The 24,650-nt window shown below is 60.4% G+C and carries 25 protein-coding genes; 14 read left to right on the forward strand and 11 right to left on the reverse strand.

The genetic code is table 11. The features are described 5' to 3' along the window. Position 1 precedes the first annotated feature (1 nt). A complete protein-coding gene (gatA, locus tag A7317_RS04245; protein WP_069075258.1) occupies positions 2 to 1,453 on the reverse strand; it encodes an Asp-tRNA(Asn)/Glu-tRNA(Gln) amidotransferase subunit GatA in 1,452 nt (483 codons plus the stop codon). A gap of 17 nt (positions 1,454 to 1,470) precedes the next feature. Next, positions 1,471 to 1,758 carry an Asp-tRNA(Asn)/Glu-tRNA(Gln) amidotransferase subunit GatC gene (gatC, locus tag A7317_RS04250; RefSeq protein ID WP_010567677.1) on the reverse strand — a complete coding sequence of 96 codons (288 nt, stop codon included), beginning with the start codon at positions 1,756 to 1,758 and terminating at the stop codon, positions 1,471 to 1,473. A 210-nt stretch (positions 1,759 to 1,968) separates the two neighbouring features. Here gatC and mreB point away from each other — a divergent pair, with 210 nt between their 5' ends. The 8 genes from mreB to tldD all read left to right on the forward strand — a co-directional run bounded on the left by mreB (position 1,969) and on the right by tldD (position 13,173). Beyond that, positions 1,969 to 3,006 (forward strand): rod shape-determining protein MreB, encoded by a 1,038-nt coding sequence (gene mreB, locus A7317_RS04255; protein ID WP_002555108.1) that lies wholly within the window; start codon positions 1,969 to 1,971, stop codon positions 3,004 to 3,006. Between the two features lie 138 nt (positions 3,007 to 3,144). Then, positions 3,145 to 4,263: a rod shape-determining protein MreC gene (gene mreC / locus A7317_RS04260; RefSeq protein ID WP_081329150.1), complete on the forward strand. Its 1,119-nt coding sequence runs from the start codon at positions 3,145 to 3,147 to the stop codon at positions 4,261 to 4,263. Continuing rightward, the gene (mreD, locus tag A7317_RS04265) at positions 4,263 to 4,751 is read left to right on the forward strand and encodes a rod shape-determining protein MreD (RefSeq protein WP_024073452.1); all 489 of its coding nucleotides are present in this window, start codon (positions 4,263 to 4,265) and stop codon (positions 4,749 to 4,751) included. Before mreC ends, mreD begins: the two co-directional genes overlap by 1 nt. A 50-nt stretch (positions 4,752 to 4,801) precedes the next feature. Beyond that, positions 4,802 to 5,398: a Maf family protein gene (locus A7317_RS04270; protein WP_024073453.1), complete on the forward strand. Its 597-nt coding sequence runs from the start codon at positions 4,802 to 4,804 to the stop codon at positions 5,396 to 5,398. A 71-nt stretch (positions 5,399 to 5,469) separates the two neighbouring features. Beyond that, entirely contained in the window at positions 5,470 to 6,927 is a 1,458-nt protein-coding gene (gene rng / locus A7317_RS04275) for a ribonuclease G (RefSeq protein WP_024073454.1), read from the forward strand. A 75-nt stretch (positions 6,928 to 7,002) separates the two neighbouring features. Next, positions 7,003 to 10,818 carry a YhdP family protein gene (locus tag A7317_RS04280; RefSeq protein WP_069075259.1) on the forward strand — a complete coding sequence of 1,272 codons (3,816 nt, stop codon included), beginning with the start codon at positions 7,003 to 7,005 and terminating at the stop codon, positions 10,816 to 10,818. A gap of 47 nt (positions 10,819 to 10,865) precedes the next feature. Beyond that, entirely contained in the window at positions 10,866 to 11,714 is an 849-nt protein-coding gene (locus tag A7317_RS04285) for a carbon-nitrogen hydrolase family protein (protein WP_069075260.1), read from the forward strand. Between the two features lie 16 nt (positions 11,715 to 11,730). Then, positions 11,731 to 13,173: a metalloprotease TldD gene (gene tldD, locus A7317_RS04290; RefSeq protein ID WP_069075261.1), complete on the forward strand. Its 1,443-nt coding sequence runs from the start codon at positions 11,731 to 11,733 to the stop codon at positions 13,171 to 13,173. A gap of 44 nt (positions 13,174 to 13,217) precedes the next feature. On the opposite strand, the gene yjgA is transcribed toward tldD, so the two are convergent. Next, positions 13,218 to 13,739, reverse strand: coding sequence for a ribosome biogenesis factor YjgA (gene yjgA / locus A7317_RS04295; protein WP_069075262.1), 522 nt, complete (start codon positions 13,737 to 13,739; stop codon positions 13,218 to 13,220). 108 nt (positions 13,740 to 13,847) lie between these two features. On the opposite strand from yjgA, the gene pmbA reads away from it, so the two are divergent. The 6 genes from pmbA (at position 13,848) to A7317_RS04325 (ending at position 19,103) form a co-directional block, all read left to right on the forward strand. Continuing rightward, positions 13,848 to 15,194, forward strand: a complete 1,347-nt coding sequence (pmbA, locus tag A7317_RS04300; protein ID WP_041160842.1) for a metalloprotease PmbA — start codon at positions 13,848 to 13,850, stop codon at positions 15,192 to 15,194. A gap of 148 nt (positions 15,195 to 15,342) precedes the next feature. Continuing rightward, the gene (locus A7317_RS04305) at positions 15,343 to 15,738 is read left to right on the forward strand and encodes a hypothetical protein (RefSeq protein WP_024073460.1); all 396 of its coding nucleotides are present in this window, start codon (positions 15,343 to 15,345) and stop codon (positions 15,736 to 15,738) included. Then, the gene (locus A7317_RS04310; RefSeq protein WP_069075263.1) at positions 15,731 to 17,107 is read left to right on the forward strand and encodes a class II fumarate hydratase; all 1,377 of its coding nucleotides are present in this window, start codon (positions 15,731 to 15,733) and stop codon (positions 17,105 to 17,107) included. Before A7317_RS04305 ends, A7317_RS04310 begins: the two co-directional genes overlap by 8 nt. 27 nt (positions 17,108 to 17,134) lie before the next feature. Next, positions 17,135 to 17,563, forward strand: coding sequence for a hypothetical protein (locus A7317_RS04315; protein ID WP_069075264.1), 429 nt, complete (start codon positions 17,135 to 17,137; stop codon positions 17,561 to 17,563). Between the two features lies 1 nt (position 17,564). After that, positions 17,565 to 18,176 carry a superoxide dismutase gene (locus A7317_RS04320; protein WP_069075265.1) on the forward strand — a complete coding sequence of 204 codons (612 nt, stop codon included), beginning with the start codon at positions 17,565 to 17,567 and terminating at the stop codon, positions 18,174 to 18,176. Between the two features lie 33 nt (positions 18,177 to 18,209). Then, positions 18,210 to 19,103: a ZIP family metal transporter gene (locus A7317_RS04325; protein ID WP_069075266.1), complete on the forward strand. Its 894-nt coding sequence runs from the start codon at positions 18,210 to 18,212 to the stop codon at positions 19,101 to 19,103. A 35-nt stretch (positions 19,104 to 19,138) separates the two neighbouring features. Here A7317_RS04325 and A7317_RS04330 read toward each other — a convergent pair whose 3' ends face one another. The 8 genes from A7317_RS04330 to lptC form a co-directional block, all read right to left on the reverse strand. Beyond that, positions 19,139 to 19,411 carry an HPr family phosphocarrier protein gene (locus A7317_RS04330; protein WP_069075267.1) on the reverse strand — a complete coding sequence of 91 codons (273 nt, stop codon included), beginning with the start codon at positions 19,409 to 19,411 and terminating at the stop codon, positions 19,139 to 19,141. 16 nt (positions 19,412 to 19,427) lie between these two features. Then, positions 19,428 to 20,285 carry an RNase adapter RapZ gene (rapZ, locus tag A7317_RS04335; RefSeq protein WP_024073466.1) on the reverse strand — a complete coding sequence of 286 codons (858 nt, stop codon included), beginning with the start codon at positions 20,283 to 20,285 and terminating at the stop codon, positions 19,428 to 19,430. Positions 20,286 to 20,287: 2 nt separating this feature from the next. After that, positions 20,288 to 20,752: a PTS IIA-like nitrogen regulatory protein PtsN gene (ptsN, locus tag A7317_RS04340; protein WP_069075268.1), complete on the reverse strand. Its 465-nt coding sequence runs from the start codon at positions 20,750 to 20,752 to the stop codon at positions 20,288 to 20,290. A 12-nt stretch (positions 20,753 to 20,764) separates the two neighbouring features. Next, positions 20,765 to 21,070: a ribosome hibernation-promoting factor, HPF/YfiA family gene (hpf, locus tag A7317_RS04345; protein ID WP_024073468.1), complete on the reverse strand. Its 306-nt coding sequence runs from the start codon at positions 21,068 to 21,070 to the stop codon at positions 20,765 to 20,767. Positions 21,071 to 21,145: 75 nt separating this feature from the next. Continuing rightward, positions 21,146 to 22,639, reverse strand: coding sequence for an RNA polymerase factor sigma-54 (locus tag A7317_RS04350; protein ID WP_024073469.1), 1,494 nt, complete (start codon positions 22,637 to 22,639; stop codon positions 21,146 to 21,148). Between the two features lie 185 nt (positions 22,640 to 22,824). Beyond that, positions 22,825 to 23,550 carry an LPS export ABC transporter ATP-binding protein gene (lptB, locus tag A7317_RS04355; protein WP_003171806.1) on the reverse strand — a complete coding sequence of 242 codons (726 nt, stop codon included), beginning with the start codon at positions 23,548 to 23,550 and terminating at the stop codon, positions 22,825 to 22,827. Beyond that, a complete protein-coding gene (gene lptA, locus A7317_RS04360) occupies positions 23,550 to 24,083 on the reverse strand; it encodes a lipopolysaccharide transport periplasmic protein LptA (protein WP_024073470.1) in 534 nt (177 codons plus the stop codon). Before lptA ends, lptB begins: the two co-directional genes overlap by 1 nt. Next, a complete protein-coding gene (lptC, locus tag A7317_RS04365) occupies positions 24,070 to 24,642 on the reverse strand; it encodes an LPS export ABC transporter periplasmic protein LptC (RefSeq protein WP_024073471.1) in 573 nt (190 codons plus the stop codon). The genes lptA and lptC overlap by 14 nt, the downstream gene beginning before the upstream one ends. Between the last annotated feature and the right edge of the window lie 8 nt (positions 24,643 to 24,650).

Genomic DNA, 24,650 nt, shown 5'->3' on the forward strand with positions numbered 1-24,650 from the left:
CTCAGAAGCCGGTAGGGGTGCGAGTGTGCCAGTCAGTGTTCAACTGGTACTGGTGCGCCACATTGAGCAGGCGGCCTTCCTGGAAATACGGGGCGAGCAATTGCACGCCAACCGGCAGCCCATCGACGAAACCTGCCGGCATGGACAAGCCTGGCAAGCCCGCGAGGTTGGCGGTGATGGTGTAGAGGTCTTCCAGGTATTCGGCGATCGGGTCGCCGGTCTTGGCGCCGATCTTCCAGGCCGGGTTGGGCGTGGTTGGGCCGAGGATGATGTCGACTTCTTCAAACGCCGCCATGAAGTCGTTCTTGATCAGGCGCCGGATTTTCTGCGCCTTGAGGTAGTACGCGTCGTAGTAGCCGGCCGACAGGGCGTAGGCACCGACCATGATCCGGCGTTGCACTTCGACACCGAAACCTTCGCCACGGGAGCGTTTGTACAGGTCGGTGAGGTTCTTCGGGTTCTCGCAGCGATAGCCAAAGCGCACGCCGTCGAAGCGCGACAGGTTGGAGGACGCTTCAGCGGGCGCGATCACGTAGTACGCCGGAATCGCGTGCTGGTTGTTCGGCAGGCTGATTTCCTTGATCACGGCACCGAGCTTTTCCAGCTCCTTGACGCTGTTGTGCACCAATTCGGCGATGCGCGGGTCGAGACCGGCGCTGAAGTATTCCTTCGGCACGCCGATGCGCAGGCCTTTGATCGAGGTATTGAGGCTGGCGCTGTAGTCCGGCACCGGTTCGTCGATGCTGGTGGAATCCTGCGGATCGAAGCCTGCCATGCCTTGTAACAAAATCGCGCAGTCTTCGGCCGTGCGGGCCAGGGGGCCGCCCTGATCCAGGCTGGATGCATAGGCGATCATGCCCCAGCGGGAAACGCGACCATAGGTCGGCTTCAGGCCGGTGAGGTTGGTAAAGGCCGCGGGCTGGCGGATCGAGCCGCCGGTGTCGGTGGCAGTTGCAGCGGGCAGGAAGCGCGCGGCGACCGCGGCAGCCGAACCGCCAGACGAACCGCCCGGGACGTGTTCCAGGTTCCACGGGTTTTTCACCGGGCCGTAATAGCTCGACTCGTTGGCCGAACCCATGGCGAATTCGTCCATGTTGGTCTTGCCCAGGGTCACGGCTCCGGCGGCAGCCAGCTTGGACACCACGGTGGCGTCGTAGGGCGCCTTGAAGTTGTCGAGCATCTTCGAGCCGCAGCTGGTGCGGATGCCTTGGGTGCAGAACAGGTCTTTGTGGGCGATCGGTGCGCCCAGCAGTGCACCATTGTCACCGTTGGCGCGACGCACGTCGGCGGCCTTGGCCTGGCTCAGGGCCAGCTCCTCGGTGAGGCTGATGAAGCTATTGACCTTGGGGTCGAGCTCGGCGATACGCGCCAGCAGGATCTTGGTCAGCTCTTCGGAAGAAAACTTTTTGTCGGCGAGACCGCGGGCGATCTCGGCCAGAGTCATGTGATGCATTGCAGGCTCTTTCCCTATTAGTCGATGACTTTCGGAACCAGGTACAGGCCGTTTTCGACCGCTGGTGCGATGGACTGGTAGGCCTCGCGATTATTAACCTCGGTCACGACGTCTGCGCGCAGGCGCTGGCTGGCTTCCAGCGGGTGAGCCAGGGGCTCGATGCCGTCGGTATTGACGGCCTGCATTTGGTCAACCAGCCCCAGAATGCTGTTCAGGGCTGCGGTGGTCTGTGGAAGATCGGCTTCATTCAGGCCAAGCGAGGCCAGATGAGCGATTTTTTCCACGTCGGAGCGTTCAAGCGCCATGGGATTCTCCAGTGGAAAACAGAACGGAGGGCGTCCGTGTGTTAGATTGTCGGAACACTACCGCATTTCTACGGTCATATGGCCGCGATTGTGGGGGTTGGTGCACAGAAAGTCGGCCAATTTAGCACATTGGCGCCTTGCCCAAAATCCCTGTCGTTGTTAGAGTTTGCCGCACTTTTTTACCCACGCGTTGCCTAGGGTCCCTTTCCCATGTTCAAGAAACTGCGTGGCATGTTTTCCAGCGATCTTTCCATTGACCTGGGCACTGCCAACACCCTTATTTACGTGCGCGAGCGCGGTATCGTCCTGAATGAGCCATCGGTTGTGGCTATTCGGACCCATGGTAATCAGAAAAGTGTCGTTGCCGTTGGCACCGAGGCCAAGCGCATGCTTGGCCGAACACCAGGCAATATCGCTGCCATTCGTCCGATGAAAGACGGCGTGATCGCCGACTTCAGCGTCTGCGAGAAGATGCTGCAGTACTTCATCAACAAGGTTCACGAAAACAGTTTTCTGCAGCCCAGCCCTCGTGTGCTGATCTGCGTTCCGTGCAAGTCCACCCAGGTGGAGCGTCGCGCCATCCGTGAATCGGCCCTTGGTGCCGGTGCCCGTGAAGTCTTCCTGATCGAAGAGCCAATGGCTGCTGCGATCGGTGCCGGCCTGCCGGTTGAAGAAGCGCGCGGTTCGATGGTGGTGGATATCGGTGGTGGTACCACTGAAATCGCCCTGATTTCCCTGAACGGCGTGGTGTATGCCGAGTCCGTGCGTGTAGGCGGCGACCGCTTCGACGAAGCGATCATCACTTATGTGCGTCGTAACTACGGCAGCCTGATCGGCGAATCCACCGCCGAGCGCATCAAGCAGGAAATCGGTACCGCTTATCCCGGTGGCGAAGTTCGCGAAGTCGACGTTCGCGGTCGCAACCTGGCCGAAGGCGTTCCACGTGCCTTTACCCTGAACTCCAATGAAGTGCTGGAGGCTCTGCAAGAGTCCCTGGCAACCATCGTTCAGGCGGTGAAGAGCGCCCTGGAGCAATCGCCGCCGGAGCTGGCTTCCGATATCGCCGAGCGTGGCCTGGTACTGACCGGTGGTGGCGCCTTGCTGCGCGACCTCGACAAGTTGCTGGCCCAGGAAACTGGCCTGCCGGTGATCGTTGCCGAAGACCCGCTGACCTGCGTTGCCCGTGGCGGTGGTCGTGCACTGGAAATGATGGATAAACACACCATGGACCTGCTTTCCAGCGAATAAGACCGTTGGTTGCACCATGTTTCGCCCGCAGGCAGCACTTTGCAGTGCTGCCTGTTGGCGTTTATCTTCTTCAATCTGCATCCAGGCCGGTTAGATGCCGTATGAATAAAGAGAAACTTTGCCTGGGAGGAGCGGCCTATTAAACCGCTTTTCGCCAAAGGCCCCTCATTGGGCGTGCGCTTGTTGGTGCTGGTCGTGCTTTCGGTCGCGCTGATGGTGGTCGATGCCCGCTTTGCACTGCTCAAGCCTGTGCGTAGCCAAATGTCGCTGGTATTGATGCAGACCTACTGGATCACCGACCTGCCGCAACGTCTCTACCAGGGCGTGGCCAGCCAATTCGGCAGCCGCACCGAGCTGGTCGCCGAGAACGAAAAACTCAAGACTGAAAACCTGCTGTTGCAGGGGCGCATGCAAAAGCTGGCGGCCCTCACCGAGCAGAACGTTCGGCTGCGCGAGTTGCTCAATTCTTCGGCACTGGTCAACGAAAAGGTCGAAGTCGCCGAGCTGATCGGCATGGACCCCAACCCCTTTACCCATCGCATCATCATCAACAAGGGTGAGCGCGACGGTGTGGTGCTCGGCCAGCCGGTGCTCGATGCCCGTGGCTTGATGGGCCAGGTGGTCGAGTTGATGCCTTACACCTCGCGGGTATTGCTGCTGACGGACACGACCCACAGCATTCCGGTGCAGGTCAACCGCAACGGCTTGCGTGCGATTGCCAGTGGCACCGGTAACCCCGAACGCCTGGAATTGCGCCATGTGGCCGATACCGCCGACATCAAGGAAGGCGACCTGCTGGTCAGCTCGGGCCTCGGCCAACGCTTCCCGGCGGGTTACCCGGTGGCGACAGTCAAGGAAGTGATCCACGATTCTGGCCAGCCGTTCGCCATTGTGCGCGCCGTGCCCACCGCTGCCCTGAACCGCAGCCGCTATCTGCTGCTGGTATTCAGCGACAACCGTACCCCGGAAGAGCGTGCCAACGACGCCGCACAAGCCCAGGAAGCGGAAGACAAGCAAAACGGCACCGCGCCGATCATTCCGGCAACCGTACCCAAGCCGGCGCCTGCCGCATCGGCCACACCGGCGCCCGCTCCGGCAGTAGCGCCCGTGGCCACGCCCGCCAAGCCGGCCGCTCACAGTGCGCGCGCGGTGAAGCCAGCGGCGACCAAGCCGTCGGCCACCACGCCTGCCACCACGACGCCTGCTGCGAAGCCCCCAGCCGCCGCCCCGGCAACCACACGGCAGAGGGAGGAATAATGGCCGGTACTCATTCGAGCAATGGCTGGATCGTCTGGCTGACCTTCGCTATCGGCTTGCTACTCAGCGTTTCGCCACTGCCGCAGTTCATGGAAATCCTGCGTCCGCTGTGGCTGGCCTTGCTGCTGGCATTCTGGTCGCTGAACCTGCCGCACAAGGTGGGCATGGTCACGGCGATGTTCCTGGGCTTGGCGGAAGATGTGCTCTATGGCACCTTGCTGGGCCAGAACGCGTTGATCCTGACCCTGATTACCTTTCTGGTGCTGTCGTTGCAGCAACGCCTGCGCATGTTCCCGATGTGGCAACAGTGCCTGGTGATCCTGGTGATCTTCGGCCTGGCGCAATTGGTGCAACTGTGGCTCAGCGCCTTGACTGGTAACCGCCAGCCGACCCTGGCGCTGGTATTGCCGGCCCTGGTCAGTGCGCTGCTGTGGCCATGGGTCAGTTTTGGCCTGCGCGGGTTACGTCGTCGCTATAAAATCAATTGAATGGATTGCGAGGCTCTGCCTGGTTATCGAACCCACAGGGAGAGTCTGGAATGAATTCGCTTTATCTGGCTTCGGGCTCCCCGCGACGGCGTGAACTGCTGACCCAGATCGGTGTGCCTTTCACCGTGGTCAGTGCCGCCATTGATGAAACTCCCCTTACAAATGAATCCGCCGTTTCCTACGTCGAGCGTCTAGCGCGCGGCAAGGCAACGGCGGGTTTTGCTGCGCTTGGGCAAACGTCGGGCGCCTGTGTATTGGGTGCCGACACGGCAGTGATTGTCGACGGCCAGATCCTTGGCAAGCCGGTGGATCAGGCGGATGCCCTGGCTATGTTGCTGGCCCTGTCGGGGCGTGAGCATGAAGTGCTGACGGCGGTTGCCCTCACGGACGGTCAGCGTTGTGAAACTCGATGTGTAAGCAGTCGCGTACGTTTCCGGGGCATTTCTGTCGAGGAGGCTACAACCTACTGGCACAGTGGCGAACCCCAGGACAAGGCAGGCGGCTATGCTATCCAAGGGCTGGGCTCGGTGTTTGTGGCCGGGCTCAATGGCAGCTATTCCGCCGTGGTTGGCCTGCCCGTGTGCGAAACCGCGGAACTGCTTGGTCAATTCGGCATACCCTGTTGGCAAAACCTTACCGCGCGCTGAACGCCTGTCCTTGCGCGCCAAGCCTTAAGCGATCGGTCACTATTGTGAAAACGCCTGAACGAGACCCAGCCATGAGTGAAGAGATTCTGATCAATATCACGCCGATGGAATCGCGCGTGGCGGTGGTAGAGAACGGTGTTCTGCAAGAAGTGCACGTCGAGCGCACCCAGAAGCGCGGGATTGTCGGCAACATCTATAAAGGCAAGGTGGTGCGCGTATTGCCGGGGATGCAGGCGGCTTTTGTCGACATTGGCCTGGACCGTGCCGCGTTTATCCATGCTTCGGAAATTTCCCTGCGCGAAGGCCCGGCGGTCGAAAGCATCAGCGCCTTGGTTCACGAAGGGCAGAGCCTCGTGGTGCAAGTCACCAAGGACCCCATCGGTTCAAAGGGCGCGCGCCTGACGACCCAGCTGTCGATTCCATCGCGCTACCTGGTGTACATGCCGCGCACCGCTCATGTGGGCATTTCCCTGAAAATCGAAGACGAGGCCGAGCGTGAGCGCCTGAAGAAGGTGGTCAGCGATTGCGTGGCGGCCGAGGGCATCAAAGAGGCGGGCGGCTTTATTCTGCGCACGGCGGCCGAAGGCGCCGGGGCTGATGAGATTCTCATGGACATCCGTTACCTGCGGCGCCTGTGGGACCAGATTGGCGCGCAGATCAAGACCGTTGGCGCGCCCAGCGTGATCTACGAAGACCTGGGCCTGGCGCTGCGCACCTTGCGCGACCTGGTCAGCCCGAAGATCGAGAAAATTCGCATCGACTCGCGGGAAACCTTCCAGCGCACCACGCAGTTCGTCGCCGAGCTGATGCCGGAAATTGCCGACCGCCTGGAGCATTACCCCGGCGAGCGGCCGATCTTCGACCTGTATGGCGTCGAAGACGAAATCCAGAAGGCCCTGGACCGCAAGGTGCCGCTCAAGTCGGGCGGTTACCTCGTTGTGGACCCGGCGGAAGCCATGACCACCATCGACGTCAACACCGGTGCGTTCGTGGGCCATCGCAACCTCGAAGAAACCATCTTCAAGACCAACCTCGAAGCCGCTACCGCGATTGCGCGTCAACTGCGCCTGCGCAACTTGGGCGGGATCATCATCATCGACTTCATCGACATGGAAGATGAAGAGCATCAGCGCCAGGTACTGCGCACCCTTGAAAAGCAGCTGGAACGCGATCACGCCAAGACCAATATCATCGGTATTACCGAGCTGGGCCTGGTACAGATGACCCGCAAACGCACCCGCGAAAGCCTGGAACAGGTGTTGTGCGAGCCGTGCAGCAGTTGCCAGGGGCGCGGTAAATTGAAAACGCCTGAAACGGTTTGCTACGAGATTTTCCGCGAAATCCTACGGGAGGCGCGAGCGTACCAGGCCGAAGGTTATAGAGTGCTTGCCAACCAGAAAGTGGTCGATCGGCTGCTGGACGAAGAGTCCGGTAACGTCGCTGAGCTGGAGGGGTTTATCGGACGCACGATTCGCTTCCAGGTTGAGACCATGTATTCCCAGGAACAATACGACGTGGTGCTGCTCTGATCCTCATTCGTTTCTTTCTACGAGATGCGCAGACCTTGATCTGCCGTCCGCTTACTGCCTTGAGGGTCGCCTGACATGGAGCGTCTGAAACGTTTTTTTGCCGCTTTGACCCGTTGGGGCCTGGGCTTGTGCGCCTTGCTGCTGGTATTGGCGGCGGTCTATGTGAGCCTGGGACGAGAATTGACTCCGCTGGTGGCCGAATACCGTGCGGACATCGAAGCCAAGGCCCAGGCCGCAGTGGATATGCCACTGCACATCGGCAGCCTGGAAGGGCGCTGGAGTGGTTTCGCACCGGTATTGCTGGCCCACGACGTGATGGTCGGCCAGGGCAGCAACGCCTTGCGCCTGGATCAGGTCGAAGTCGTGCCGGATATCTGGGCCAGCCTGATGGCCCGCGAAGTGCGCCTTGCGCACCTGCAAGTCAGCGGCCTGCAATTGAGCGTCAAGGAAGACCAGGACGGCCACTGGGCGCTGCAAGGCCTGCCGGTGCAGGATGACCAGCCGCTGGACCCGGAGCAGGTGCTCAAACGCCTGCAAATGGTCAAGCGTGTGTCGTTGCTCGACAGCCAGGTGACCCTGCAACCGATCGACCATGCCCCGCTGACCCTGACCTATGTGGGCCTGAGCCTGCACACCGGGACCACCCGCCAACGCCTGGATGCCCGCCTGACCTTGCCCGATGGCCAGCCGCTGGCCTTGAGCCTGCGCAGCCGCATTCGCGCAAGCCAATGGAAGGATGCTGAAGTCGACGCCTACCTGAGCCTGCCGCAAAGCGACTGGGCCAAATGGATTCCGGCCAAACTGACTCAACAATGGAAGCTCACGCAGTTCAAGGCGGGTGGCGAGTTCTGGCTCAACTGGGCCAAGGGTGACGTGCAGAGTGCTGTGGTGCGCCTCAATTCACCCCAGGTGAAGGGCAGCTACGCCGATCGCAAGCCCGTGCATATCGAAAACCTCGCCCTGACCGCGTACCTGCAACGCAATGAGCAGGGTCTGAAGGTATTGTTCGACTCGTTGGCGATGAACCTGGGCGAGACCCGCTGGGAATCGCGCTTGCAGTTGCAGCAGAGCCTGGCCACCGACCAGGCGCAGGAGGTCTGGAACCTGCAGGCCGATCGCCTGGACCTCACGCCCATTACGCCGTTGCTGAATGCCCTGGCGCCCCTGCCGGAAGGCTTCGCCAAGACCATCGAGCACCTCAAGGCCACTGGCCTGTTGCGCAATGTGCTGGTGGATTTCCGTCCCCAGGACACGACCGATCAGAAAGTCAGCTTCGCCGCCAACCTTGAGCGGGTGGGGTTCGATGCTTACTTTGGTGCACCGGCAGCGCGGAACGTATCCGGCAGCATCAGCGGTGACCTGGGGCATGGCGAGTTGCGCCTGGACAGCAAGGACTTTTCCCTGCACCTGTTTCCGATCTTCGCCAAGCCCTGGCAGTACATCCAGGCGAATGCGCGCCTGACCTGGAAGCTGGATAAAGAAGGCTTCACCCTGATTGCTCCCTATATCAAGGTGCTGGGGGAAGAGGGCAAGGTCGCGGCTGACTTCCTGATCCGCCTGCACTTTGACCCTGGCCAGGAAGACTACATGGACCTGCGGGTCGGCATGGTCGATGGCGATGGGCGCTTCACGCCCAAGTACCTGCCAGCGGTACTGAGCCCCGCGTTGGACGAATGGCTGCGCACAGCGATTCTCAAGGGCGCGGTCGATCAAGGTTTCTTCCAGTACCAGGGCTCGTTGAACCATGACGCGCTGCCGGCTTCGCGCAACATCAGCCTGTTCTTCAAGGTGCATGATGCAGAGCTGGCATTCCAGCCGGGCTGGCCGCATGTGAGCAAGGTCAATGGCGAAGTGTTCGTCGAGGAGAGTGGCGTACGCATCCTGGCCAGCAAGGGCCAGTTGCTCGACACCCAAGTCAAGGACGTCTACGTCAATATTCCCCACGCACCCGCGGGCAAGGACAGCCACCTGCTGCTCACCGGCGGGTTTGCCGGTGGCCTGGGTGATGGCCTGAAGATTCTCCAGGAAGCGCCAATAGGCACTGCCTCGACCTTTGCCGGCTGGAAAGGCGAGGGGGACCTGCAAGGCAAGCTGGACCTGGATATTCCGCTGGCCAAAGGTACCGAACCGAAGATCGTGGTGGATTTCCAGACCGACAAGGCGCGCTTGCAATTGGCTGAGCCGACCCTGGACCTGACGCAACTCAAGGGTGACTTCCGCTTTGATAGTGCCAAGGGCTTGAGTGGGCAGAATATTACGGCGCAAGCATTCGAACGGCCGATTAGCGCGCAGATTTTTGCCGATGGTAAGCCAGGTAATCTGAGTACCCGAATCACGGCCAAAGGCCAGGTCACGGTCAAGCGGCTGACCGATTGGTTGAAAATCAGCCAGCCACTGCCGGTGTCCGGCGACATTCCGTACCAGTTGCAAGTCAACCTGGATGGCGCCGATAGCCAATTGATGGTCAATTCCAACCTCAAGGGGGTCGCAGTGGACCTGCCGGCACCGTTCGGCATGGCGGCCAGCCAGGGGCGTGACAGTACGTTCCGCATGACCTTGCAGGGCGCCGAGCGTCGTTACTGGTTCGATTATGGCGAGTTGGCGAACTTCACCTTTGCGGCGCCGCCGGACAAGTTCAATGAGGGCCGCGGTGAGCTATTCCTGGGTGATGGCGATGCCGTGCTGCCCGCAGGCAAGGGGTTGCGCATCCGTGGCGTGCTTTCGGAGTTGGACATAGACCCGTGGAAGAAACTCGTGGACCGCTACGCGGGCAATGACCCTGGCGGCAGCGCCAAGCAACTGCTGAGCGGCGCTGACTTCAAGGTGGGCAAGCTGACTGGCTTCGGCAAGCAGTTCGACCAGGTCAACTTGCAGCTTGACCGGAAACCCACCGCCTGGGGCCTGCAACTCGACAGCCAGCAGGCCAAAGGCAGCGTGAACCTGCCGGATGCCAAGGGCGCGCCCATCGCGATCAACCTGCAGTTCGTGAAATTGCCGGCCGTGGACCCGACCGTCCAGGCAGACGAAAACGCCCCGGACCCGTTGGCCGATATCGATCCCAAGGGGATCCCGGCGCTTGATATCAGCATTGATCAACTGTTCCAGGGACCGGACCTGATAGGGGCCTGGTCGCTGAAAATCCGGCCAACTGCCAAGGGCCTGGCCTTTAATAGCCTGGACCTGGGCCTCAAGGGCATGCAGCTCAAGGGCGCGGGGGGCTGGGAGGGTGCACCGGGGGACAGCAGCAGTTGGTACAAAGGGCGCCTGGATGGCAAGAACATCGCCGATGTGCTCAAGGGCTGGGGCTTTGCGCCTACCGTGACCAGTGAAGATTTTCACCTGGACGTAGACGGCCGTTGGCCGGGGTCGCCGGCCTGGGTCGGGCCCAAACGTTTTTCCGGTAGCCTCGATGCCACCTTCCGCAAAGGCCAGTTCGTTGAAGTGGAAGGCGGCGCCCAGGCGCTTCGGGTGTTTGGCTTGCTTAACTTCAACTCCATTGGCCGCCGGCTGCGCCTGGACTTTTCCGACCTGCTCGGCAAAGGCTTGAGCTATGACCGCGTCAAGGGCTTGCTGGCAGCGAGCAACGGCGTATTTGTGACCCGTGACCCCATCACCATGACCGGGCCATCGACCAACCTGGAACTCAATGGCACCCTGGACCTGGTCGCCGACCGCGTGGACGCCAAGCTGTTGGTGACCCTGCCGGTCACCAACAACCTGCCGATTGCGGCGCTGATTGTGGGTGCGCCGGCCATTGGTGGCGCGTTGTTCCTGATCGACAAGCTGATCGGTGACCGCGTCGCGCGCTTTGCCAGTGTGCAATACAAAGTGGAAGGGCCCTGGAAGGATCCGAAAATCACCTTCGACAAGCCATTCGAAAAGCCTAACTGAGACTTTCTGGAGTAGCCTGGAGCTATTCGTTTACGGAGTATCGGCCCATGTCGTTTGCGGTAATTCAGATGGTCAGCCAGAGCGATGTGCTGGCCAACCTGGCCCAGGCCCGGCGCTTGCTGGAGCAAGCGGCAGCGGGCGGGGCGAAGCTCGCGGTGCTGCCGGAAAACTTTGCCGCCATGGGACGCCGTGACGTGGCTGATATCGGCCGTGCCGAGGCATTGGGTGAAGGTCCGATCCTGCCATGGTTGAAACAGACCGCCCGCGACCTCACCTTATGGATAGTTGCAGGCACATTGCCGCTGCCGCCCAGGGACCAGCCGGATGCCAAGGTCAACGCCTGCTCGTTGCTGGTGAATGACCAGGGCGAGATAGTGGCCCGATACGACAAGCTGCACTTGTTCGATGTCGACGTGGCGGATGCCCGAGGCCGTTATCGTGAATCCGATGACTATGCTTTCGGCAGTAATGTGGTGCTGGCGGATACGCCGGTTGGCCGCTTGGGCCTCACGGTATGCTACGACCTGCGTTTCCCCGAGCTGTACAGCGAATTGCGCGCGGCCGGGGCTGAGTTGATTACCGCACCTTCGGCCTTTACGGCGGTGACCGGCGCCGCGCACTGGGATGTGTTGATCCGCGCGCGGGCCATCGAGACCCAGTGCTACCTGCTGGCGGCCGCCCAGGGCGGTGTGCACCCAGGGCCCCGGGAAACCTTTGGCCACGCGGCGATTGTCGACCCGTGGGGGCGCATACTGACGCAACAGGATCAAGGCGAAGCGGTGTTGCTGGCCGAGCGCGACAGCAGTGAACAGGCGTCGATACGGGCGCGCATGCCGGTGGTGAACCATCGGCGCTTTTTTTCGCAGGGCGCGCAGCGGCCTGCTTCAGAACGATGAATTTAAGGCCAAACCTATGAGCGAGTTGTTGTCCTCAGTCAGTGAACACCTCCTGGCACCCGGTGGCGTGACCATCGAAAGTCTGCAAACCGTGCTCGGCGATCTGGCCGGACCGGGCATCGACGCGGCCGACCTGTATTTCCAGGGGCAGATTTCCGAGTCCTGGGCCCTGGAAGACGGCATCGTCAAGGAAGGCAGTTTCAACCTCGACCAGGGCGTGGGGGTGCGGGCGCAATCCGGTGAAAAAACCGGTTTTGCCTACAGCAACGCGATCACCTTGGAAGCGCTGGGCCTGGCCGCTCGCGCAGCGCGCTCGATCTCCCGTGCCGGTCAACATGGCACGGTGCAGGCGTTCAGTACCCAGGATGTGGCCCAGTTGTACGCGCCGGATAATCCGCTGGAAGTGATCAGCCGTGCGGAAAAGGTCGAGTTGCTCAAGCGTGTCGATGCCGCCACCCGCGCCTTGGACCCGCGTATCCAACAAGTCACCGTGAGCATGGCTGGCGTGTGGGAGCGGATCCTGGTGGCGTCCACCGATGGCAGCCTGGCGGCGGATGTACGGCCGCTGGTGCGTTTCAACGTCAGTGTGATCGTCGAGCAGAACGGGCGCCGCGAGCGTGGCGGTCATGGCGGCGGCGGGCGTACCGACTACCGTTATTTCCTCACCGATGATCGCGCCATGGGTTACGCCCGTGAGGCACTGCGCCAGGCGCTGGTCAACCTGGAAGCCATTCCGGCGCCGGCCGGTACCTTGCCGGTGGTGCTCGGTTCGGGCTGGTCTGGCGTATTGCTCCACGAAGCGGTCGGCCATGGCCTGGAAGGCGACTTCAACCGCAAGGGCAGTTCGGCCTACAGCGGACGCATGGGTGAGATGGTCGCCTCCAAACTGTGCACCATTGTCGATGACGGTACCCTGGCCGGGCGCCGGGGTTCGCTGACGGTCGATGACGAAGGTACGCCGACCGAGTGCACCACGCTGATCGAGAACGGCGTGCTCAAGGGCTACATGCAAGACAAACTCAATGCCCGTCTGATGGGCGTGGCGCGCACTGGTAACGGCCGTCGCGAATCCTACGCTCACTTGCCGATGCCGCGCATGACCAACACCTACATGCTCGGTGGCGAAAGCGACCCGGCGGAAATCATCGCCTCGGTGAAGCGTGGTATCTACTGCGCCAATCTCGGCGGCGGCCAGGTGGATATCACCAGCGGCAAGTTCGTGTTTTCCACCAGCGAGGCCTATCTGATCGAAGACGGCAAGATTACCGCCCCGGTCAAAGGGGCAACGTTGATTGGTAACGGACCAGAGGCGATGAGCAAGGTGTCGATGGTCGGTAACGACCTGTCGCTGGACAGCGGCGTCGGTACGTGCGGTAAGGATGGGCAGTCGGTGCCGGTCGGCGTGGGGCAGCCCACCTTGAAGATTGATGCGATCACCGTGGGTGGCACAGGGTCGTAAACCGGGAGCTTCGGGTGGCGAAGACCGCCACCCGGGGAAGAGGATCAGCGCAGGCCGCGTTGAGTCTCGTCCAGCTCACGGATGTACTTGAAGATTTTACGGCTGGTGGCCTGCGCCTTGTTATGCGCCTGCTCGTGCTGGGCCTGACGGATCAGGGAGCGCAGTTGCTGGCGGTCGGCATCCGGATAGTCCACCACGAACTTCTCCAGTACCGCGTCATCGCCCGAGATCAGGCGGTCACGCCAACGCTCCAGGTTATGGAAGCGTTCATTGTACTGGCGAGTGGAGGCATCGAGTTGATCGAGCAAGGTCAGAATGGCGTCAGTGTCCTGGTCGCGCATCAGCTTGCCGATAAACATGATGTGCCGTTTACGCGCGATATTCGCGGTGTGCTTGGGCGCATCCGCCAGGGCCCGACGCATTTCGTCGGTCAGAGGCAATTTTGCAATCAAGTCCGGCTTGAGCGTTGTAAGGCGCTCGCCGAGGTCAACCAGAGCATGCAGCTCGCGTTTGACCTGGGTTTTGCTTTTCTCCCCATCGAGGGAGTCGTCGTAAGAATCAACCATGGTGGCAGTCCGCAAAGAAACGCCGCCATGATAACCAGTCGGGGGCCGCTTGTCCGGCCCGGTCGCTCGATGGCCTTAACCGAAAGCAGAATTTGAGTGGAGAAAACCATGAGTGCAGCCCAAAGCGTCGGTCCGCAAGCGTTACCGGCACTGCAGGAACAAGTCGAGCAGATCCTTGCCGAGGCCAAGCGCCAGGGGGCCAGTGCGTGCGAGGTGGCTGTGTCGCTGGAGCAGGGGTTGTCGACGTCGGTACGTCAGCGGGAAGTGGAAACCGTTGAATTCAACCGCGACCAGGGTTTTGGCATCACCTTGTACGTAGGGCAGCGCAAAGGCTCGGCCAGTACGTCGGCCAGTGGCCCGGAAGCCATTCGCGAGACTGTCGCTGCTGCGTTGGCAATTGCCAAGCACACCTCCGAGGATGAGAGTTCGGGCCTGGCCGACAAGGCATTGATGGCCAAGGACCTGCAGGATTTTGACCTGTTTCATGCCTGGGACATCACGCCAGAGCAGGCCATCGAACAGGCATTGATCTGCGAAGCGGCGGCATTCGATGCCGATGCCCGCATCAAGAACGCCGATGGCACCACGTTGAGCACCCATCAAGGGTGCCGCGTGTACGGCAACAGCCATGGTTTTATCGGCGGTTATGCCTCCACGCGCCATAGTTTGAGCTGCGTGATGATTGCCGAGGCCAATGGGCAGATGCAGCGCGATTACTGGTACGACGTGAACCGCCAGGGCGAATTGCTGGCGTCTCCTGCCAGCATTGGCCAACGTGCTGCGCAACGTGCCGCGAGTCGCCTGGGTGCGCGCCCGGTACCGACCTGCGAAGTGCCGGTGCTGTTTTCGGCAGAGCTGGCCGGTGGTTTGTTCGGCAGCTTTCTGGGGGCGATTTCCGGCGGCAACCTGTATCGAAAATCGTCGTTCCTTGAAGGCGCGATCGGCCAGAAACTGTTTCCTGAGTGGCTGACCATCGATGAGCGTCCACACCTGATGCGTGCGATGGGCAGTTCGTCGTTCGACGGTGATGGCCTGGCGACCTATGCCAAGCCGTTCGTCGAGAAGGGCGAATTGGTGTCCTATGTCCTGGGCACCTATGCCGGTCGCAAGCTCGGTTTGCCCAGTACGGCCAACGCGGGTGGCGTGCACAACCTGTTTGTGACCCACGGTGATGAAGACCAGGCGGCGCTGTTGCGGCGCATGGGGCGTGGCCTGCTGGTGACCGAGTTGATGGGCCAGGGCCTGAACATGGTCACCGGCGATTATTCCCGGGGCGCGGCAGGTTTCTGGGTGGAAAATGGCGAGATTCAATTCGCCGTCCAGGAAGTCACCATCGCCGGCAATATGCGCGATATGTTCAAGCAGATCGTTGCCGTCGGGAATGACCTGGAACTGCGCAGCAACATTCGCACGGGTTCGGTATTGATCGAACGGATGACGGTCGCCGGTAGCTGATCCTTCCGACGCTTCACAAAAAAGGCGCGCCCTCCTGGAGATGGCGCGCCTTTTTTGTGGGCGCATGGTTGAGGGATGGGAAGGGTGACCTTGTTTTGATTCTCAATATCATTTAATAATGAATATCATTATTGAGTGAGTGCGGATCATGAGTACTGTCCTGCATGAGGATCCCTATCTGGAGAGCTGGCGCTGGATGAGTCGCCAGATTCGTTGTGGCCTTGATCCCAATGAACCTCGCCTGATCGAGCATTACCTCAATGAAGGTCGATACTTGGCGTGTTGTACCGCGACCCACCCGTGGACGATCGCCGAAACGGCATTTCGCCTGCTGATCGATACCGCCACTGATATCGCATTGCCCTGGCACTGGCGCTCAATGTGCCTGGACCAAGCCTGGCGACCGCTGCGCGACCTGGAAAAACTCTCCCACTGTGCCTGCCGCCTCAAGCGCTGGCAGACCTTTGCCTGGCAATTGGCGACCTGCGAATTGCTGCCGTCTATTTCTCATTCCGACCTAGTGCAAGGATCTAATGATGAGTAACACCCGTATCGAACGCGACAGCATGGGCGAACTGCAAGTCCCCGCCGAGGCCCTGTACGGCGCACAAACCCAGCGCGCGGTGAATAACTTCCCGATCAGCCACCAACGCATGCCGGCACAATTCGTTCGTGCGCTGATCCTGGCCAAGATCGCGGCCGCCAAGGTCAACGTCGACCTCAAGCAGATCAGCGAAGGGCAGGGCAAGGCCATTGTCGACGCCGCCCAAGGCTTGCTGGAAGGGGACTTCATGCAGCACTTCCCTGTGGATATCTTCCAGACCGGTTCCGGCACCAGCTCCAACATGAACGCCAACGAAGTCATTGCGACCCTGGCCAGCCGTCTGCTGGGCGAGGTGGTCAACCCCAACGATCATGTGAACTGTGGCCAAAGTAGCAACGACATCATCCCCACCACCATTCACGTCAGCGCGGCGTTGGTGCTGCATGAGCAAACCCTGCCGGCCCTGCTGCACCTGGTACAGGTCATCGAGCAGAAGGCCACACAAGTGCACCCGTTCATCAAGACTGGCCGCACCCATCTGATGGACGCCATGCCCGTGCGCATGAGTCAGGTGCTTGACGGTTGGGCGCAGCAGCTCAAGGCCAATATCGGCCACCTGCAGGACCTGCTGCCAAGTCTGCAGGCGCTGGCGCAGGGAGGGACGGCAGTGGGCACCGGGATCAACGCTCACCCGGAGTTTGCTGCACGTTTCAGCCAGCGACTGAGCCAATTGACCCAGGTGCAGTTCACGCCTGGCAAGAACCTGTTTGCGCTGATCGGCTCTCAGGACACCGCGGTTGCCGTCTCCGGCCAATTGAAAGCCACCGCCGTATCGTTGATGAAAATTGCCAACGACCTGCGCTGGATGAACTCCGGCCCACTGGCCGGCCTCGGCGAAATCGAACTGGAAGGCTTGCAGCCTGGTTCCTCAATCATGCCCGGCAAGGTCAACCCGGTGATCCCGGAGGCCACGGCGATGGTTGCCGCGCAAGTCATCGGCAATGACACCGTCATCACGGTTGCCGGCCAATCCGGCAACTTCGAGCTGAACGTGATGCTGCCGATCATTGCCCAGAATCTACTCAGCAGCCTGGAGCTCCTGGCCAACGCCAGCCGCCTGCTGGCGGACAAGGCGATCGCCAGCTTCAAGGTCAACGAAGCCAAGCTCAAGGAAGCGCTGTCGCGCAATCCGATCCTGGTGACTGCACTCAACCCGATCATTGGTTACCAAAAGGCTGCTGAAATCGCCAAGAAGGCCTATCAGCAAGGCCGTCCGGTGATTGATGTAGCCCTTGAGCACACCGACTTGCCCCGTAGCCAACTGGAAGTCCTGTTGGATCCGGAAAAACTCACGGCCGGCGGCGTGTAATCACCGACCCTGCTTTGGAGGCTCACCATGGAGCACTGGAAACGCACGATCGAACGGGCCAATCGCTGCTTTATGCGGGGCGAATTGGTTGACGCTCGCGAGGCCTATCTGCAAGCCCTGGCCCTGGCCCAAGTGCTGTTCGAGCGCTGGGCGAACGCCGACGAAGCAGTAGCGGCTTGCGTCATTTCCCATCACAACCTGGCGGACTTGCACCTGCGCCTGAATCAGCCCGAGGAAAGCGCCGAATACCTCTGTGCTATTCACCAGCGCTTGCTGCAGGCCATGCAGGACGTGCGTCTGAGCCCGCAACTGCGCGAAGCGGCCTTGCGCCAGAGCAGCAAGACTTATGTCGAATTGTTGAATTTTATCAGTGATCACGGTGAGTACCCGCGCACCCATCGCTTACTGGGCGGTACTGCCGTGCAGCCGACCACGTCTCAATACGGAGCACATTGATATGAGCTACACCTTGCCTGCCTTGCCCTATGCCTACGATGCCCTGGAACCGCATATCGATGCGCAAACCATGGAGATTCACTACACCAAGCACCACCAGACCTACATCAATAACCTCAATGCTGCGGTCGAGGGCACCGAATTTGCGGGCTGGCCGGTGGAGAAACTGGTGTCCAGCGTGCAGCAACTGCCGGAAAAACTGCGTGTGGCCGTAATCAACCAAGGCGGCGGCCACGCCAACCACTCACTGTTCTGGGCGGTGATGTCGCCTAAAGGTGGTGGCAAGCCCGATGGCGCGCTGGGAAAAGCCATTGAAGAGCAACTCGGTGGTTTCGACAGTTTCAAGGAAACCTTCACCAAAGCCGCCTTGACCCGTTTCGGCAGCGGCTGGGCCTGGCTGAGCGTCACCCCGCAAAAGACTCTGATAGTGGAAAGCAGCGGCAACCAGGACAGCCCACTGATGAATGGCAATACGCCGATCCTCGGCCTGGACGTCTGGGAGCATGCTTATTACCTGCGGTACCAGAACCGTCGGCCTGAATACATCAATGCCTTCTACAGTGTCATTAACTGGCCGGAAGTTGCTGCACGCTATCAGGCCGCGCTGGCCTGACAGTCACCTCGATAACAAGATCTAAGGCCGACTATGGGCACTGAAACACTGGCGATTAGTAGCGTGCGAATGTTTCGTTATGCGTTTGGCTCGCTGCTGCTATTGGCAGGTACTGCATTGCTGGTGGCCCACGGGCTGGCCTGGCTGGATCTGGAGCCGCGCATCATGCGCGCCTTGCAAGGCGGGGCGATTTGCGCGCTTGGCACGGCGCTGGGGGCGGTTCCGGTATTGGTGATTCGTCGGATGCCGGTGGCGTTGAGCGATACCTTGTTGGGCTTCGGTGCCGGCGTGATGCTGGCGGCGACTGCCTTTTCGCTGGTCGTACCCGGTATTGCTGCTGCCGAAGCCCTTGGCCTTTCGCCCTGGGGGGCAGGTGGGCTGATCAGCTTCGGCATCATGCTGGGGGCATTCGGTTTGTATCTGGTGGACCGCAAAGTCTCCGGCGCCAGCCCGGAGATGTTGGTGGGCACGCCGGATAAACCGGTGATTCCACCGCGCATCTGGCTATTCGTGTTTGCCATCATCGCCCACAACATCCCCGAAGGCATGGCCGTTGGCGTTTCAGCCGGCGGCGGCATGCCGGATGCCGACAGCCTGGCCATGGGCATTGCCTTGCAGGATGTGCCGGAAGGGTTGGTGATTGCGTTGGTATTGGCCGGGGCGGGGATGTCGCGGGTCAAGGCCTTCCTGATCGGTGCGGCGTCAGGCTTGGTAGAGCCAGTGTTCGCCGTGCTTTGCGCCTGGCTGGTGACCCTGGCCGAGGTGCTGTTGCCGCTTGGCCTGGCGTTGGCTGCCGGGGCGATGCTGCTGGTGGTGACTCATGAAGTGATCCCCGAATCGCGGCGTAATGGTCACGAAAAGCTTGCCAGTCTGGGGCTATGTAGCGGTTTTTGCTTGATGATGGTGATGGATACCGCCTTGGGGTGAAGCCCCTGGCTTCACGCCCGACTCAGCGGATGGTTTTACTCACCCTCATCAAAGAAGTTGTTGATCAGCTCCACCAGGGCCTCCATTGCTTCCTGCTCTTGCTCGCCCTCGGTGCTCAAATGAATCTTGGTGCCCTTGCCGGCTGCCAACATCATCATCGCCATGATGCTTTTGCCGTCGACCATGGTCTCCGGTGTGCGCCCGGCGCGGATCTGGCAAGGGAACTGCCCGGCAATACCGACGAATTTGGCAGAGGCGCGTGCGTGCAGGCCCAGCTTGTTGATGATTTCAATTTCCAGAGCGGGCATCGCGCAGGTGTTCCTTTCAGCTGAGGTCGCGGTGGCGGACCTGGACATTCTTGAGGGTTTTTTGCAGCACCTGGCCCAGGCGTTCGGTCAGGTAGACGGAGCGATGGTGGCCGCCGGTGCAGCCGATGGCAATGGTGACATAGGCTCGGTTGCTCGCGGCAAAGCGCGGCAACCATTTGAGCAGGTAGCTGGAAATGTCCTGGAACATCTCCTCCACATCCGGTTGTGCGGCCAGGTAGTCGGCCACTGGCTGATCCAGCCCCGACTGGTCACGCAGCTCTGGTTTCCAGTAGGGGTTGGGCAAGCAGCGCACATCGAAGACCAGGTCGGCATCCACCGGCATGCCACGCTTGAAGCCAAAGGACTCGACCAGAAATGCCGTGCCCGGCTCCGGCTGGTTCAGCAGGCGTAGCTTGATGGCATCGCGCAACTGGTACAGGTTGAGGCTGGTGGTGTTGATCTTGAGGTCGGCGAGGTCAATGATCGGCCCCAGCAACTTGGTTTCGTCCTCGATGGCTTCGGCCAGGGAACGATGGGGGCTGCTGAGAGGGTGGCGTCGACGGGTCTCGGAGAAGCGCTTGAGCAGGGTTTCTTCGTCGGCGTCCAGATACAGCACATCGCAATGAATGTGCTTGGCGCGCACCTCTTCGAGCAATTCCGGGAAGCGCGTAAGGTGGCTGGGCAGGTTGCGGGCATCAATCGAAACGGCGACCAGGGGCTGCGCCAATTCGGTGTGGATCAGGGCGCGTTCCGCCAACTCCGGCAGCAGCCCGGCGGGCAGGTTGTCGATGCAATAGAAACCGTTGTCCTCAAGAACGTTGAGGGCGGTACTTTTACCCGAGCCAGAGCGGCCGCTGACGATGATCAAACGCATGATTACTGCCTGTTTTGCTCATCCAGGACAACTTGGTACAGTGCCTCGTTGCTGCTGGCACTGCGCAGTTTGTCGCGTACGTCCTTGCGGTCGAGCATGCTTGCGATCTGCCGAAGCAGTTCCAGGTGCGCATCGGTGGCGGCCTGTGGGACCAGCAGAACAAACAGCAGGTCTACCGGGGCACCGTCGATCGCGTCGAAATCGATAGGCGCGTCCAAGTGCAGCAGGGCGCTGACAGGTGTGTCGCAGCCTTTGAGGCGGCAGTGAGGAATGGCGATGCCGTTGCCAAAACCGGTGGAACCGAGTTTTTCACGGGCAATCAGAGCCTCAAAGACATCTTGCATCTCCAGATCAGGCACTTCTCGGCTGATCAGGTTGGCAATTTGTTCGAGGGCTTTCTTCTTGCTGCCGCCCGGCGCGTTCACGAGGGAACGGCCGGGGGTCAGGATGGTTTCAAGTCGGATCATGGGTGGGGAGTGTTAGCGGCCGGTGCCCTGAAGGAGGCTCAACTGCTTTTCCTTATGCTTTTTGATTTGGCGATCCAGTTTGTCGGTCAGGTCGTCAATGGCGGCATACATATCAGTATGCTCGGCATTGGCGACGACTTCTCCGCCGGGTATACGCAAGGTGGCTTCAATTTTCTGCTTCAGCTTCTCGACAGTCATAATGACTTGCACGTTGGTGATCTTGTCGAAATGCCCCTCAATTCTTTTGAGTTTTTCGCCGATATAGGCGCGCAGCGGTTCGGTCACTTCCAGTTGGTGTCCACTGATGTTGACTTGCATACAGCTTCTCCTTCGTTGCCAGTGCATAAAGCGGCGGGTAGGAATACCCGCCACTGGAACGCTGTGGCCCGCCCGTCACATCAAACGCTTACGCTCGCTGGAAGGCGCGATCCCAAGGGACTCGCGGTACTTGGCGACGGTTCGACGGGCGACCTGAATGCCTTGTGCCTCCAGTAAACCAGCGATCTTGCTGTCACTCAACGGCTTTTTCTGATTTTCCGCCGCAACCAGTTTTTTGATGATCGCGCGGATCGCCGTGGACGAGCATTCGCCGCCTTCGGAGGTGCTGACATGGCTGGAGAAAAAGTATTTCAGCTCATATATGCCCCGTGGGGTATGCATGAATTTTTGCGTGGTCACCCGGGAAATCGTTGACTCATGCATGCCAACCGCTTCGGCGATATCATGCAGCACCAGAGGCTTCATCGCTTCGTCGCCGTATTCCAGGAAGCCACGCTGGTGCTCGACGATCTGGGTGGCGACTTTCATCAGGGTTTCGTTGCGGCTTTGCAGGCTCTTGATGAACCAGCGCGCTTCCTGCAACTGGTTGCGCATGAAGGTGTTGTCGGCGCTGGTATCGGCGCGACGCACAAAACCGGCATATTGCGGATTGACCCGCAGGCGCGGTACCGACTCCTGGTTCAGTTCCACCAGCCAGCGCTCGTTGTCCTTGCGTACGATCACGTCGGGGACGACGTATTCGGCTTCGCTGGACTCGATCTGCGAGCCCGGGCGAGGGTTGAGGCTCTGTACCAGCTCGATCACCTGGCGCAGGTCGTCTTCCTTGAGCTTCATACGGCGCATCAACTGGCTGTAGTCGCGGCTGCCCAGCAGGTCGATGTAGTCCGTGACCAGGCGTTGGGCTTCGGCAAGCCAAGGCGTCTTGGCAGGCAGTTGACGCAGTTGCAGCAGCAGGCACTCGCTGAGGGTGCGCGCGCCAATGCCGGCGGGCTCGAATTGCTGGATGCGGTGCAGGACGGCTTCGATCTCGTCCAGTTCGATATCCAGTTCCGGATCGAAGGCTTCAAGAATCTCGTCGAGCGTTTCGTCCAGGTAACCCTGGTTGTTGATGCAGTCGATCAGGGTCACGGCGATCAGGCGATCGGTGTCGGACATCGGCGCGAGGTTCAATTGCCACAACAGGTGGCTCTGCAGGCTCTCGCCGGCGGACGTGCGGGTGGTGAAGTCCCACTCGTCATCATCGTTGCTGGGCAGGCTGCTGGCGCTGGTCTGGTAGACGTCTTCCCAGGCGGTGTCCACGGGCAGCTCGTTGGGTATGCGTTCGTTCCAGTCGCCTTCCTCGAGGTTATCCACCGTCGGGGCGGTTTCCTGGTAGGAGGGTTCCTGCACATCGGGGTTGGGTTTTTGCTCGATGTTGTCGGCCAGCGGGTCTGCATTGTCGAAGTCGTCGCCTTCTTCCTGGCGTTCGAGCATCGGATTGGACTCCAGGGCCTCCTGGATTTCCTGTTGCAGGTCCAGGGTCGACAATTGGAGCAGGCGGATGGCCTGTTGCAGCTGCGGTGTCATCGTCAGCTGCTGGCCCATTCTCAGGACTAGCGATGGTTTCATGGCAGGGGCTTAACACCTTATTCGCCGGCGCAATGCGCCATCCACGACAGGGCGCGTGAGCGCCAAACATAAGCAAATTATATGCCTGATATCGGGGGCTTTGCCTAGAGCGCGGTAACAATAAAAATCCGGAGGTTTTTATTGACTCCCGCGCACCGTGGCCAACGGCCGTGACGCCAGGCTGCTTACAGGCGGAACTCGTGGCCCAGGTACACTTCCTTGACCAGTTCGTTGGCCAGGATAGTGGCGGAGTCACCTTCGGCAATCAGCTGGCCATCGTTGACGATGTAAGCTGTTTCGCAGATATCCAGGGTCTCACGGACGTTGTGGTCGGTGATCAGTACACCGATGCCCTTGGCCTTGAGGTGATGGATGATCTGCTTGATGTCACCCACCGAGATGGGGTCCACGCCGGCAAACGGTTCGTCCAGCAGGATGAATTTCGGCGCGGTCGCCAGGGCGCGGGCAATTTCAACGCGACGACGCTCACCACCGGACAGGCTCATGCCGAGATTGTCGCGAATGTGGTTGATGTGGAATTCCTGCAGCAGGCTTTCCAGCTCTTTGCGGCGGCCGTCGCGGTCGAGTTCCTTGCGGGTCTCGAGGATGGCCATGATGTTGTCGGCCACCGAGAGTTTGCGGAAGATCGACGCTTCCTGGGGAAGATACCCAATACCTGCGCGTGCACGGCCATGCATCGGCTGGTGGCTGACGTCCAGGTCATCGATCAGTACGCGACCTTGGTCCGCCTGCACCAGGCCGACGATCATATAGAAGCAGGTGGTCTTGCCGGCGCCGTTGGGGCCGAGCAGGCCGACGATCTGGCCGCTGTCGATCGACAGGCTGACGTCGCGCACGACCTGACGGCTTTTATAGGCCTTGGCCAGATGCTGGGCTTTCAGGGTTGCCATTACTCGGCCTTCTTCTTCGGCTGGATAACCATGTCGATACGTGGGCGTGGCGCAGTGACCTTGCTGCCGTTGGCCCGGCCGGCATTGGCGACCTGCTTCACGGTGTCATAGGTGATCTTCTCGCCTTCGGTGGAGTTGCCATCGGGGCTGAGCACCTTGGCCTGGTCGATCAGGACGATGCGGTTTTGCTGGGCGTGATACTGGATGGTCTTGCCGTAGCCCTTCATCGGGGCGGTATCGGTAGCGGCCTGCTTCTGTTCGAAGTAGGCCAGGTTGCCCACCGAAGTCACGACGTCGATGTCGCCAGCGGGGGTGCGAGTCAGTGTCACCGTGTTACCGGTGATTTTCATCGAGCCCTGGGTAATGATCACGCCGCCTGTATAAGTGGCGACGCCTTGCTTGTCATCCAGTTGCGCATCGTCAGCTGAGATGTGGATCGGTTGCTGGCTATCGTTCGGCAGAGCCCAGGCGCTCACGCTTCCCAGTGCTGCGCCCAGACCGAGCAAAATAGGGAGGGTTTTAACGAGCCTCATACTGTCCTCTTACGTTCGATAGCAGGTGTATCCTGCTTTCTTTCAAATACGCTTTCATTCCCTTGCCAGTCGATACACCGCCAGCGCCGTCGATTCTAACGTCTTGCTCGGTCTGCGCATATTGCTTCTGTGGGAATACGGTCATGCGTGTGGTGGTAATAATGGTGTCGCGGTTCTGTGCGTCAGTACGTGCGACGCGCACCGAGTCGATCAGTTCCACCTGGGTCCCGTCCGGGTTGACCTCGCCGCGCTTGCTGGTGACGTGCCATGGGAACTCGGTGCCGCGGTACAGGTTCATGTCCGGATTGGTCAGCAGGGTGACCTCGGAGGCCTTCAGGTGCTCGACCTTGTCCGACGTCATTTCATATTGCACCTTGCCATCGGGCAGGAACTGCACGCTATAGGCATTGGTTGCGTAATAGTCGATAGCCCCTTCATCAACCTGCGCAACAGGCTGGTCGAGAAAGCGCTCCGGGCTGATATTCCAGTAGCCCACCGCCAGGAACAGCGCGGCGATGCCTGCGAATAGCAGGAAGTTGCGAATCTTTTTACTCAGCATAAAACGCT

The sequence above is a fragment of the Pseudomonas fluorescens genome (genome assembly GCF_001708445.1).
GTDB classification, from domain to species: domain Bacteria; phylum Pseudomonadota; class Gammaproteobacteria; order Pseudomonadales; family Pseudomonadaceae; genus Aquipseudomonas; species Aquipseudomonas gorinensis.